General features: G+C 73.3%; 10 protein-coding genes and 1 tRNA gene. 7 read left to right on the top strand and 4 right to left on the bottom strand.

Features of this window, described 5'->3' with window-relative positions:
* Positions 1–44 precede the first annotated feature (44 nt).
* On the bottom strand, positions 45–2,012 hold the full coding sequence (locus ABT095_RS05640; protein WP_350527986.1) for a putative bifunctional diguanylate cyclase/phosphodiesterase: 1,968 nt from the start codon (positions 2,010–2,012) through the stop codon (positions 45–47).
* A 314-nt stretch (positions 2,013–2,326) separates the two neighbouring features.
* Positions 2,327–2,752 (bottom strand): OsmC family protein, encoded by a 426-nt coding sequence (locus ABT095_RS05645; RefSeq protein WP_350527987.1) that lies wholly within the window; start codon positions 2,750–2,752, stop codon positions 2,327–2,329.
* Between the two features lie 304 nt (positions 2,753–3,056).
* Here ABT095_RS05645 and ABT095_RS05650 point away from each other — a divergent pair, with 304 nt between their 5' ends.
* Both ABT095_RS05650 and lepB read left to right on the top strand, forming a co-directional pair.
* Entirely contained in the window at positions 3,057–3,392 is a 336-nt protein-coding gene (locus ABT095_RS05650; protein ID WP_350527988.1) for a chorismate mutase, read from the top strand.
* A gap of 272 nt (positions 3,393–3,664) precedes the next feature.
* Complete coding sequence (gene lepB, locus ABT095_RS05655) at positions 3,665–4,456, top strand: signal peptidase I (protein WP_350527989.1); 792 nt, start codon at positions 3,665–3,667, stop codon at positions 4,454–4,456.
* Positions 4,457–4,511: 55 nt separating this feature from the next.
* Here lepB and ABT095_RS05660 read toward each other — a convergent pair whose 3' ends face one another.
* On the bottom strand, positions 4,512–5,585 hold the full coding sequence (locus ABT095_RS05660) for an EamA family transporter (protein ID WP_350527990.1): 1,074 nt from the start codon (positions 5,583–5,585) through the stop codon (positions 4,512–4,514).
* A gap of 391 nt (positions 5,586–5,976) precedes the next feature.
* Between ABT095_RS05660 and ABT095_RS05665 the strand changes: the two genes are divergently transcribed.
* Positions 5,977–7,932 carry a phosphocholine-specific phospholipase C gene (locus ABT095_RS05665; RefSeq protein WP_350527991.1) on the top strand — a complete coding sequence of 652 codons (1,956 nt, stop codon included), beginning with the start codon at positions 5,977–5,979 and terminating at the stop codon, positions 7,930–7,932.
* 125 nt (positions 7,933–8,057) lie between these two features.
* Here ABT095_RS05665 and ABT095_RS05670 read toward each other — a convergent pair.
* A tRNA-Lys gene (locus ABT095_RS05670) sits at positions 8,058–8,131 on the bottom strand.
* A gap of 100 nt (positions 8,132–8,231) precedes the next feature.
* Here ABT095_RS05670 and ABT095_RS05675 point away from each other — a divergent pair.
* The 4 genes from ABT095_RS05675 (at position 8,232) to ABT095_RS05690 (ending at position 12,783) form a co-directional block, all read left to right on the top strand.
* The gene (locus tag ABT095_RS05675; protein WP_350527992.1) at positions 8,232–8,918 is read left to right on the top strand and encodes a DUF998 domain-containing protein; all 687 of its coding nucleotides are present in this window, start codon (positions 8,232–8,234) and stop codon (positions 8,916–8,918) included.
* Positions 8,915–9,757: an alpha/beta fold hydrolase gene (locus ABT095_RS05680; RefSeq protein WP_350527993.1), complete on the top strand. Its 843-nt coding sequence runs from the start codon at positions 8,915–8,917 to the stop codon at positions 9,755–9,757. The genes ABT095_RS05675 and ABT095_RS05680 overlap by 4 nt, the downstream gene beginning before the upstream one ends.
* A 180-nt stretch (positions 9,758–9,937) precedes the next feature.
* Positions 9,938–10,372: a hypothetical protein gene (locus ABT095_RS05685; RefSeq protein ID WP_350527994.1), complete on the top strand. Its 435-nt coding sequence runs from the start codon at positions 9,938–9,940 to the stop codon at positions 10,370–10,372.
* A complete protein-coding gene (locus tag ABT095_RS05690; RefSeq protein ID WP_350527995.1) occupies positions 10,369–12,783 on the top strand; it encodes a TOMM precursor leader peptide-binding protein in 2,415 nt (804 codons plus the stop codon). The genes ABT095_RS05685 and ABT095_RS05690 overlap by 4 nt, the downstream gene beginning before the upstream one ends.
* Positions 12,784–12,834 lie beyond the last annotated feature (51 nt).

Below are 12,834 nucleotides of genomic sequence, written 5' to 3' on the forward strand. Positions count from 1 at the left end.
AACGGCACAGGTCTGACCGGCTTCCCCCGGAGGACCGAGGCGGCTCAGTCGGGGCGGTCGGCACGCAGTATCGCCGCCACCGCTTCGGCCGGGCCCGGGCGGGCGAAGTACCAGCCCTGGGCGGTGTCGCAGCCGGTCTGCCGGAGCCGTTCGGCCTGGGCGGCGTTCTCGATGCCTTCGGCGGTCACGGTGAGCCCCAGGGCGTGGGCGAGCTGCACCATCGCGCCGACGATCTGCTCGTCCGCGTCGGCCCGCCGGAACCGGCCGTCCGGGCGGCCGCCCGGGGCCGGGTCGCGGAAGCCCTCGACGAAGCTGCCGTCCAGCTTGAGGACGTGGACGGGCAGCCGGGAGAGGTAGGCGAGGTTGGAGTAGCCGGTGCCGAAGTCGTCGATGGCGATCCGAATGCCCATGTCGGCCAGCGCCTGGAGGGCCTGGACCGGCCGGCCGCCCGGGCCGAGCACCGCGCTCTCGGTCAGCTCCAGCTGGAGCAGGCGCGGTGGCAGGCCGGTGCGGTCGAGCACCTCGGCCACGTCCGCCACCACGTCGGAGTCCCAGATCTGGCGGGCCGCCAGGTTCACGCTCACGAACGCCTCGGCGCTCGGCGAGTCCTGCAGCCAGCGCCGCGCCTGGCGGCACGATTCCTCAAGCACCCACTTGCCGAGCGGCACGATCGCGCCGGACTCCTCAGCGAGCGGGATGAACCGGTCCGGTGAGAGCGTCCCGTACCGCGGGTGACGCCACCGGACCAGGGCCTCGGCCCCGTGCACCGTGCCGTCGGCGAGGCCGACCAGCGGCTGGTACTCGACGGTGAACTCGCCGCGCTCCAGCGCCGGGCGCAGCGCGGTGGCCAGGCGCTGGCGGGTCAGCTGGTGGGCGCCCCGGTCCGGGTCGTAGAGCGTCCAGCGGGCCCGGCCGTCGGCCTTCGACCAGTACAGGGTGGCGTCGGCGTCCTTGAGCAGGTCGGTGGGGGTGGTGTCGAGGACGGACCGTTCCACCACACCGATGCTCGCGGTGACCGCCAGCTGCTGGCCCGCGACCTCGAAGGGCTGCTCCAGAGCCTTGATCAGTTCGGCCGCGAGCATGGTGAGTTGGTCGGTGCCGTCGCTGTCCGGCACCAGTACGGCGAACTCGTCCCCGCCCAGCCGGGCGACCAGCCGGTCCTCCCCACGCGCGAAGCCGCGCTCCAGCCTGGCCGCGACGGCGACCAGCAGCTGGTCGCCGACGTGGTGCCCGAGCGTCTCGTTGATGGCGGCGAAGCCGTCCAGGTCCACGTAGCAGAGCCCCACCCGCCGGGAGTTGCTCCGCCTCCGGCCGACGGGCCCGGTTGACGTGGCGTCAGTGGTCGGCTCGCTGTCGGGCACGGCACCCGACGGGGCTGCGGCCACAGGTGCGGCCGCGGCGGAGAAAGCCGCGTTGAGCTGCTCGAAGAAGAGGGTGCGGTTCGGGAGTTGGGTCAGCGGGTCGTGCATGGCCTGGTAGGCGAGGCGGTCGCCGAGCTGTCGGCGTTCGGTGACGTCCTCGACCATGGCCAGGGTGTACAGCGGCCGCCCGGAGTCGTCGCGGATCAGCGAGATCGTCACGTTGCTCCACACCTCGCGGCCCTCGCTGTGCTTGAGGCGCTTCTCGACCCGGATGCGGTCGCGTTCGCCCCGGACGAGCTCGACGTAGAGGCGGCGGGGGGTGTCCTCGGGGTCGATGATCTCGTGGATGTGGGTCCGGACCAGGTCCGGCACCTCCTGGCCGATCATCGCGGCGAACGCCGGGTTGACCTCGATGATCAGATCGTCCGGGCCGACCAGCAGCATGCCGATGCCGGCATCGGCGAAGGCGGCGCGGAATCGGGACTCGCTGGCCCTCAGGGCGGCGAGGAGCTGTTCGGTACCGCCGTCCAGCGGTGCGGCGCAGACCGGGCAGGCGGCGAGCGGTCGGGCCGTCGGAAGCCCGTCCGGAACGCGGTCGTTCGCGTGCGGGCGCCGGTGATGTGCGTCGGCCCCCTCGTTCCGGCCCGGCACGGCACGCTCCCGTCCGCTGCTGACGCTGTCCCGGCCGGTCGACCTTGGTGCGGTACCCACCGGCTTCCCGCTCTGTGTGAAGAGCCCGGAGATCAGTGCGGGAACGTTCGGCGTGAATGGTCCGGCAGAGCACTGGGCACTGTGGCTGATCATAGGACGCGGCCCGAGCCACCGGCGACCGCCGCCAGGGTGATTCGCCAGGTTTCGTCGGCAACCGCGCCCTGATCACTTAGTTGTTCGGGCAGCGGCCCGGTACCCCGTCGTACCTGCAGCAGCGGCATGGGTACCGGGCGCTGCGCCCGTTCGGACCTGGCTCAGGCGAGCTTGGCGGTCAGGGTGACGGTGGTGCCGGTGAGGGCCTTGCTGACCGGGCAGTTCGCCTTGGCGTCCTCGGCGGCCTTCACGAAGCCGGCCTCGTCCAGACCGGGGACGTCCCCGGTGACGGTCAGGTGAATGCCGGTGATACCGGTGCCGGGCTGGAAGGTCACGTCGGCCTGGGTGTCCAGCGAGGTGGGCGGGGTGCCCGCGCCGGTAAGGCCGTGCGAGAGCGCCATCGAAAAGCAGGCGGAGTGTGCGGCGGCGATCAGTTCCTCAGGGCTGGTCTTCCCGTTCGCGGCCTCCGCGCGCGCGGGCCAGGATACGGGATACTCGCCGATGCCCGAGGAAGCGAAGGTCACCAGGCCCTTGCCGTCGACCAGGCTGCCTTCCCAGGCCGTGCGTGCGGTGCGGGTGGTTGCCACGATCAGGTACCTCCTGAGAAGGGGGAAACTGCTGCTTCGTCACGTCCGGTCGTACCGGTCCAGAGTACGGGCAGCACGGCGCCCGTCGGTGCATGCTTCCGGTCCGGTCGCAGGGGAGTTGGGGCGGATCCGGGACGAACAGGGGGAGGGGCGGAGGGCGTCGGGCGATCCCGGTCCACATGGCGGACGGTACGGGCAATTGACGGGATCCGGCGGCGGCGGCCCTGTTAGATTTGCCCGGGCCCGAGCCCGACCCGTGAGTCGTCCGGGTGCCATCCACCCAGCCAGCCCGGGAGCCATTTCGATGACTGATCAGCCCACGAACTCCGCCGCCGCTCCGCTGGACGCGGTCGAAGCCGACGTCCGGGACGAGCTGCGCTGTCTGCGCGAGAGCATCGACAACTTCGACGCGGCCGTGGTCCACCTGCTGGCCGAGCGTTTCAAGGCCACCCAGCGGGTCGGACGTCTGAAGGCGGAGCACAAGCTCCCCCCCGCCGACCCGGAGCGCGAGCGGGACCAGATCAAGCGGCTCCGCGAACTGGCGAAGGGAGCCCACCTCGACCCGGTGTTCGCCGAGAAGTTCCTCAACTTCATCATCGCCGAGGTCATCCGCCACCACGAGGCGATCGCCCGCTTCTGACCCCGCTTCTTCCCTCGCCGGGAGGGGCCCTCGCCGGGACGGGCCCTCGCCGGGACGGGCCCCTCTGGCCCCGGCCGGTCTGATCGCACGAATCGCTCGAACGAGTGACCCGCCGAGTGACCCCCGGGCGACCAGCGAGCGGCGACCAGCGGGCGGCGACCCCAGAACCCGCCTCCGGGTCGTGTGATGTGTGCGACAGCTAAATGTCTGATTTCGCGCCACTTTCCCGCGAGGGTTAGCGTGCTGCCTTGGTGGAGAGGCGGTACGGCGCGATGGCACCCAGGCAGACGGGCAGTTCGCAGGACGGTACGGACACGGCCACGCTACGGCTCGCCCGCTACCCGAGCGGTCGGACCGAGGCGGATCGGTCCGAGGCGGATCGGGTCGGCCGTCCCCGGCCGGGGAGGCTGCGGCTCAAGGGGCGGCGACGCTGGCCGTGGTGGGTCGAGTTCCCCGTGATGGTGGCGATGGGCCTGGCGGCGGCGCTGTTGATAAAGACCTGCCTGTTCCAGGTGTTCACCATCCCGTCCGGCTCGATGGAGAACACCCTGCGGATCGGCGACCGGGTGGCGGTCAACAAGCTGGCGCCGCTGTTCGGCTGGGAGCCGAAGGCCGGGGAGCCCGTGGTGTTCAAGGACCCGGGCGGCTGGCTGCCCCCGCAGCCGCAGAGCAGCGGCCCGGCCGGGGTGATCGACGAGACTCTGAGCTTCGTCGGACTGCTGCCGCCCCGGGGCGACAACTACCTGGTCAAGCGGGTGATCGCGACCGGCGGTGAGACCGTCCAGTGCCGCGACCGGACGCTGCGGGTGAATGGTTCAGCGGTCAGCGAGCCCTACCTGCACGCGGGCGACGACTCCTGCGCGGGACTGGACTTCGGCCCGGTCCAGGTCCCGCAGGGGTACGTCTGGGTCGAGGGTGACCACCGCAGCGACTCCGCCGACTCCCGCTACCACCGGGAGGGCCCGGGCGGCGGCGCCGTACCGGTGGCGGACATCGTCGGCCCGGTCTCGGCCGTGGTCTGGCCCCTCAACCACCTCGACTGGTTCGGCGCCACCGGCCGCTGACACCCCTGAAGCCGTCGGCCCGGCCGCTGCCCCAGCCGCCGCCGACCGAGCCGCCTCAGCGTGCCGGTGCCGCCGCCCCCTCGGCGACATCGGCCGGGTCCTCTGCGACATCAGCCGCCCTCTCGGCGACATCGGCCGCCCGATTGGCGGCATCCGCCGGAGCCACGGCGGCATCCGTCGGCACCTCGGCCTCCGCGCCGCCCCCGCCCGGCTTGCTGGTCTGCGCCGCGAAGGCCCCGATCAGCACCAGCACCCCGCCGGCCAGCTGCGCCGGCCCGAGGCGCTCGCCGAGCAGGAACCACGCGGAGACCGCCGCCACCACGGCCTCCAGGTTGGCCACCACCGCCGCGACCTGCGGCGACAGGTGCTGGACGGAGACCACCCCGGTCAGGTACGCGAGCACGGTCGCGACCAGCACCATCCAGGCGGCCGGGACCAGGGCGGGCAGCGAGTGCCCGTTCATCACGGCCTGGCCGCCGAGCAAGCTCCAGTCGGCCTCCCACGGGCGGGTCACGGCGGTGAGCACCACGGCCCCGACGAGCAGCCCGTACGCGCTCACGGCCAGCGGGTCGACGGGCCGGTCGCCCTGGCGGCCCGCGTCGGCCAGCACGAAGTACCCCACCTGACAGCAGGCCGCGCCGAGGCCGAAGAGCACACCGAGCGGGTCGAAGCTCAGCCCGTGCCAGATCTCCACCACGCAGGCCAGACCGGTCACCGCGACGCCGGTGCCGATCGCGGCGGCCCGGCTGATCGGCCGCCGCTGGACGAACTTGATGTAGCCGAGCAGCAGCAGCGGGCCGAAGTACTCGAGCAGCAGCGCGACACCCACCGGGATCCGGGATATCGCCGCGAAGTAACAGGCCTGGACTCCGGCCACGGCCAGCAGGCCGAAACCGATCAGCAGACCGGGCCGCTGCCGGACGGCGGCGCGGTGCCGCCAGGCGAGGGGGAGCAGGACCAGGGCGGCGCCGGTGACCCGGAGCCAGACCACGTGCAGGGGGGAGAGTCCGGCCTCGATCAGCGGTTTGGCCGCCGTGCCGGAACCGCCGAAGGCGAACGCCGAGACCAGCGCGAGGGGCAGTCCGAGCGCCCGTGCCGTGCCGCGAGGGCGGGGGGAAGTGCTGTGCATCGACGCATTGTGTCAGCTGCACCGACGCCTCTGTAAGGTGCCATCTCGCCTTTTGGTCCTTTTGCCCGGAGGCCCCTACGGCGACCGGTCGGGCGCTCGGCCCGGAGCACGCGAAGGCGGGAAGGAGGGCATGGCGACGGATCCGCCGAGTGCGAGGGGGAGGGCGACGGCGAGTAGGAGGCGGACGGGCTCGGCTCGCCCGCCTGGCCTGGCCGGCCGGTTCGTCGGCCTTCAGGGACTCTTGTCCCGATTCGAGTCCGAGTGCGAGGTGACGGGTTTCGGCCGACCTGTCTGTACATCTCGAGGACCGTTCCGAGGCCTTCCCAGGGACACCTGCCGCTGGAATCATCCCTACCCACCGGTAACCATGAGCCCTCGTCAGGAGACCTCCATGTCCCCGATCTCCCGCCGTGCCCTGCTGGGTTCGGCCGTCGCCTCCGGTGCCGCGCTCGGCGTCGGCGCCCTGCCCGGCACGCTCCAGCGGGCCCTCGCCGCCCCGGCGGCGAGCGGCACCCTGGACGACGTCGAGCACGTCGTCGTGCTGATGCAGGAGAACCGGTCCTTCGACCACTACTTCGGCACCCTGAACGGCGTGCGCGGCTACGGCGACACCTCCCGGGTGCGCTTCCCCGGCGGCTCGGACGTGCTGAAGCAGCGGATGCTCGGCACCGTCGGCGGCACCACCCTGCAGCCCTGGCACCTGGACACCGCCACCAGCGATGCCCAGCGCATCTTCGATCTCGACCACTCCTGGGGCGGCACCCACAGCGCCTGGGCGAACGGCCAGTACAGCAACTGGATCCCCGCCAAGACCTGGTACACCATGGGCTACTACCGCCGCCAGGACATCCCCTTCCAGTACGCCCTGGCCGACGCCTTCACCCTCTGCGACCAGTACTTCTGCTCCACCATGGCCTCGACCGACCCGAACCGGCTCTACCTGTGGTCCGGCACGATCGACCCGCACGGCCTGGCCGGCGGCCCCGTCACCGACAACAGCAAGTCCGGCTTCACCTGGACCACCTACCCCGAGCGGCTGCAGGCGGCGGGCATCTCCTGGAAGGTCTACCAGCAGCAGGACAACTACGACGACAACGCCCTGGCCTGGTTCAAGTCCTTCCAGACCGCCCCGCAGGACTCCCCGCTGTACGTCAACGGCATGGCCCGGCGCGGCGCCGACGACTTCGCCCAGGACGTGGCGAACAACCGCCTGCCCGCCGTCAGCTGGGTGGTCGCCCCCGAGGCGCAGTCCGAGCACCCCAACCACCCGCCGGCCGCCGGGGCCGACTTCACCTCCAGCTATGTGCTCCAGGCGCTGGCCGCCAACCCCGAGGTCTGGGCGAAGACGGTCGTACTGCTCAACTACGACGAGAACGACGGCTTCTTCGACCACGTGGTGCCGCCGACCGCGCCCGAGGGCACGCCGGACGAGTTCATCGGCGGCGCGCCGATCGGGCTCGGGCCGCGGGTGCCGATGATCGTGATCTCGCCGTGGAGCCGGGGCGGCAAGGTCTGCTCCGAGGTGTTCGACCACACCTCGGTGCTGCGCTTCCTGGAGAACTGGACCGGCGTGCGCGAGCCCAACATCTCCGGCTGGCGGCGCACTGTCTGCGGCGACCTGATGTCGGCCTTCGACTTCACCACCGCGGGCCGCACCTTCCCCGCCCTGCCCGACACCAAGAAGCTGCTGGCCGACCTCGCCGAGCAGGACAAGAAGCTGCTGCCGCCGCTCTTCCCGCCGCTGGTCCAGCACGCTCCCGAGATCGAGCCCGGCGACCGCCCGGCCCTCCCGACCGGCTACCGCTTCGGCTCCTCCTCGCGCACCGACACCGCCAAGGGCCTGCTCTGGATCACGCTGGACAACCTGGGCTCGCTCGGCGCGGGCATCTCGATGTACACGGTGAACTTCCGCAAGTTCGGCGCCTGGCAGTACACCCTGCCGGTCGGCGGCCAGGTCAGCGACTACTTCAGCGCCCTGGGCGTCAGCGGCGGCCCGTACGACATCGACGCGCACGGCCCGGACGGGTTCCTGCGCGGCTTCAAGGGCGATGTCCGCACCTGGACCGATCCGGCCAAGGCCCACCCCGAGATCAGCTCGGTCGAGCAGCCGGGCGGCCTGCATCTCACTCTGGCCAACCAGGGCGCCAAGCCGGTGGCCTTCAACGTCTCGGCCAACACCGCCTTCGGCGCCCCGGCCGGGCAGGCCCCGCAGCGGCTCACGGTCGCCCCCGGCGCCACCGCGACCGCCGTGCTCGCGCCGACCCCGGCCGGCCGCTACGACTACACCGTGACTGCCGACACCGGTGACGGCTTCGAGCGCCGCTTCGCCGGCCGCCTCCAGCCCTGACTCGGCCGCCTCCGGCCCTGACCGAACGCCTCCAGCCCTGACCCGGCCGCCTCCGGCCCTGACCTGAACGCCCCGGGAACGTCTGAAGGCCCTTCGCGAGAAGCGAAGGGCCTTCAGACTGTCTGTGCGCCGCCAGGGACTCGAACCCCGGACCCGCTGATTAAGAGTCAGCTGCTCTAACCAACTGAGCTAGCGGCGCCTGCTGACCTGGAGAACAATACACGGTCCGCAGGGGTACCCCGCACCACGCCGGTCGTTCTGTCCCGGTTGCGGCCGATACCTCACTCTAGGGTGGGTACGTGACCCGCCCCGCGCGCCCGTGGCCCCCCACCGCGACCGCCGCCCTGCTGCTGCTCAGCGCGCTCGCGTACACCGCCTGGGTGCTGGAACTGGTGATCGCCACCGGGCTCGACCCGGTCCAGGCGTACGTGAGCGAGCTTGCCGCCGAGGACCAGCCGCTCGGCGGCGTGTTCCGCGCCACCGACCTCGCGGCCGGCAGCGCCGTGCTCGCGGCCGCCGTGCTGGCGCTGAGCACCTCGCGGTGGCGGCCCTGGACGGTGACCGGCTGGTCGGCACTGGCGCTGTTCGGCGCGGCCACGGTGGCCGACTCCCGGCTGCCGCTCAGCTGCCGGCCCACCCAGGACCCGGAGTGCGCGGCCCGGGAGAGCGCCGGGTTGGTGCCCGCCACCCACACCGCCCACGCCGTCAGCAGCACCCTGGCCATGGTCGGCGCCCTCGGCGCGCTGGCCGCCCTGACCGTCGCGGCCCGCCGCTACCGCCGCTGGCCCGGCTACGCCCGGCTCGGCCCGTGGCTGCTCGGCGCCGAACTGCTGGCCATCGCCTGGAGCCTCGCCGCCATCGGGGCCTTCCAGGTCGGCCGCGGCACCTGGGCGCTCGGCGCCGGCCAGCGGCTGCAGGTGCTGCTGGTCGCGGTGGGCCTGGCCGTCCTCGCCGTCTCGGTGGCCCGGGAGGTGCCCGAGCGGTGAGCGAGCGCTTCGTCCGGATCGACGGCAGCGCGGTGCACGTGCGGCGGGAGGGGAGCGGCCCGGTCTGCGTGCTGAGCGGGGGGCTCGGCATGAGCTGGTTCGACTGGGAGCCGGTGGTCCGGCTGCTCGCCCCGCACCGCACGGTGCTCCGCTTCGACCGCCCGGGCTACGGGCTGAGCGCCCCCGCCCGGCCCGCCCCGACCGCCGCCGGGGAGGCCGAGCGGATCGCGCTGCTGCTCGACACCCTCGGCCTGGCCGGGCCCTGCACCATGGTCGGCCACTCGCTCGCGGGCTTCCACGTCGAGGCCTTCGCCCGGCTGCACCCCGTCCGGACGGCCGGTCTGGTCCTGGTCGACGCCAGTGTGGAGCCCCGCCCCCGGCCGCGCCCGGCCCCGGGCCTGCGCGACCAGGCGGCCCGGGCGCTGGCCGCCGCGGCGGGGGCGCTCGCCCTGCCGTACCTGCTCGGCCCGCCCGGCCGCCGGCTGGTCGCCCGGGCCAGCACCGCCTGCCACGCCGACCTCGCCCCCGAGTCGCTGGTCCGCCGCTGCTACCGCCCCACCCGCGCGCTGCGCGCCGCCCTGCGGGAGAACACCAGCTACCTCGACCAGGCCGCCGAACTCGCCGCCCTGCGCGCCCGCCACCCGCTGCCCGCCGTCCCGGTCACCGTCCTGGCCGCCGACCGCGCCCGCGGCACCCGCTCCGCCGCCCGCTGGCTCACCCGCCAGCGCGAGCTGGCCGCCCTGCTCGGCGGGGATTTCCGGATCGCCGCCCCGGCCGGGCACCTGGTCATGTACGACCGGCCGGACGTGGTGGCCAGGGCGGTCCTTGACTGCCGCTGAAGCCGGGGTGACCGGCCGGGCGATGACTACAGTCCGTAATTGGTAGAAGTATGAGGAATTCATACCAGAGTGATGAACGGATGAACTGGTGATCGAGGGCCACCATCAGGAACACTCGTCGGCAGCACAGAGACACGGCCCTGCCGAGCAGTGGGCCATCGCCATCTGGGGGACACACATATGAATGCCAACACGTCCGTCGCGGTCCGGAGCCGGAGCGCGAAGGCGGGAGACCCGTATGCCCCCGATGCCGCCGAGGTGCTGGACGCCCTGGCCCGGCAGCTCCGGCCGTCGTCCGTCATCCCCTTCGACGAGCCGCAGCTCGACGATCTGGGGATCACCGGCCAGTCCTCGCGCGAGCTGGGGCTGACGGAGCAGAGCAAGGAGACCCTGCTGCTGGACGATCTGGGGATCACCGGCGCCCCGGTCCTGGAGACCGGCGCCCGGGGCCGCTCCGGGCGGAGAGCGGTGGTGCGGGCCGTGGAGGGGACCGCCCGCACCACCGACCCCTCCTTCGTCCTGGAGGATCTCGACGGGGCACTCCCGCCCGCTGTGGCCCTGTTCACCGCCTGCTTCTGGAGCGAAGGGGTTCGCGGGACCGAGCGCGCGGCATGAGTGCGGCCGACAGCACGGCGCTCAGCGAGGCGTTGCTCGGCTTCAAGGCCCACCTGCGGGTCCGGGTGGTGCCGGGCGAGGCCGCCTACCTGGTGTCGCCCCGCTCGGTCACCGCGCTGCGCGGCCGGCCGGCCGAACTGCTCGCGCCGCTGCTGGACGGCACCCGCACCGCCACCGAGGTGGTCACCGCCGTCTCCGGGGAGCTGACCCCCGAGCAGGCGATCACCGGACTGCGGGAGCTGGTCGACGCGGGCCTGGTCCGCACCCGTACCGTGACCCCCGACCCGGCGGCCGAGGCCTACTGGGACTTGGCCGGACTGAACGGCGGCCAGGCCGCCGCCGACCTCGCGCGGGACGGTGTGCGCGTGGTGGCGCTCGGCGGCCTCGATGCGGCCGCGGTCGAACAGGCCTGCCGCGAGACCGGCCTCAAGGTCGTCCCGGGCCGCTCGGCCGCGCTCACCCTGGTGCTCTGCACCGACTACCTCGACCCGGCGCTCGCCGAGATCGACGCCCGCCAGCGCCTGGCCCGCCGCCCGTGGCTGCTGGCCCGCCCGGTCGGCCCCGACCTGTGGACGGGCCCGGTCTTCCGCCCCGGCGAGAACGCCTGCTGGCACTGCCTGGCGACGCGGCTGCGCGGCCACCGCCGCTCCGAGACCGCGCTCCAGCGCGCCGAAGCGCGGCAGCCGGCCGACCGTGGCACCGGCCTCCCCGAGGGCCGGCTGCCCCGGCCGCGGGGCACCCACCCGGTGGAGGCGCCACCCGCCCAGCCGCTCACCACCTCGGTGGCCGGACCGTTCCCGCCCCCGTCCGTCCGCCCGCTGCCCCGGGCCGAGGCCTCGCTGGGGGCCGGGCGCGCTCTCGGCCTGCAGACCGCCGTGCTCGAGGCCGCGAAGTGGCTGGCCGGTCACCGGTACGAGGGCCAGGACGCGGTGCACACCCTCGACACCCTCACCCTGCAGGGCGGGGCGCACCTGGTGACACGCCGCCCGCAGTGCCCCGAGTGCGGCGACGGCGCCCTGGTGGCCCGGCTGGTCCGCCGCCCGGTCACCCCGGTCAGCCGCCCCAAGGCGCCCGGAACCGCCGGGGGGCACCGGGCGCTCCCGCCCGAGCGGGTGCTCGCCGCGTACGGGCACCTGGTCGACCCGGTCACCGGTGTGGTCAAGGAGCTGCGCCGCGAACCGCGCGGGCTCGGCTTCACCCACAGCTACCTGTCCGGCCACAACCTCGCCCTCGCCCCCGGCAGCCTCGGCGGCCTGCGGGCCGGGCTCCGGGCCCTGTCCGGCGGCAAGGGGCTCACCGACGTGGAGGCCAGGGCCGGCGCGCTCTGCGAGGCGGTGGAGCGGTACAGCGGCTCCTGGCAGGGCGATGAGCCGGTGGTCCGGGCCAGCTACCGCGAACTCGGCGGCTCCGCCGTGCACCCCGCCCGGATCCAGCTCTTCGACGAGCGCCAGTACCGGGACCGGGAGCGCTGGAACGCGGTCCACGCCGACTCCGCCGCCCAGCAGGTGCCCGCGCCCTTCGACGAGACGCGCGTGATCGACTGGACCCCGGTCTGGTCGCTGACGGCGCGCGAACGCCGGCTGCTGCCCTCCTCGATGCTGTACTTCTCGGCCGCCGCGCAGGCCGACGGCCTGCCCTGGGCGGACTCCAACGGCACCGCCGCGGGCAGCAGTGTCGAGGACGCGATCCTGCAGGGCTTCCTGGAGCTGGTCGAGCGGGACGCTGTCGCGCTCTGGTGGTACAACCGCACCCGGCAGCCCGCCGTGGACCTGGACGCTTTCGCTCCCACCGAGCCCTGGCTGGCCGCCCTGCTGGCGGGCTACCGCTCGGTCGACCGCGAGGTCTGGGTGCTGGACCTCACGGCCGATCTGGGCATCCCGGTGATGGCGGCACTGTCCCGGCGCACCGACAAGCCGGCCGAGGACGTCCTCTTCGGCTTCGGCGCCCACCTCGACCCGGCCGTGGCGCTCCGGCGCGCCCTGACCGAGCTCGGCCAGCTGCTGCCCGCTGTGGTGGATGCCACAGCCGACGGCTCCGGCTACCTGGTGGAGGACCGGACGGCCCGCTCCTGGTGGCGCGAGGAGACCGTGGCCCGGCAGCCGTACCTCTGGCCGGACGGGACCGTCCCCGCCCGCGGCCCCGGGAGCTGGGAGTACCGGCCGCGCACCGATCTGCGGGAGGACATCGAGGACATCGTCGCCCTGACCAGGCGTCACGGCCTCGAACTGTTGGTGCTCGACCAGACCAGACCGGACATAGGGCTGCCGGTAGTGCGGGTGATCGTGCCAGGTCTGCGGCACTTCTGGGCCCGCTTCGCGCCCGGGCGGCTCTACGACGTACCGGTGGCGCTCGGCCGGGTGAAGAGTGCCACACTCTTCGAGGAGCTCAATCCGATCCCGCTTTTTGTCTAGCCGCAGCTCCGACTGACTTCCCTGGTCAGGGGGGCGGAAAGGATAGAGATA

The sequence above is a fragment of the Kitasatospora sp. NPDC002227 genome (assembly GCF_040296285.1).
Lineage (GTDB): Bacteria > Actinomycetota > Actinomycetes > Streptomycetales > Streptomycetaceae > Kitasatospora.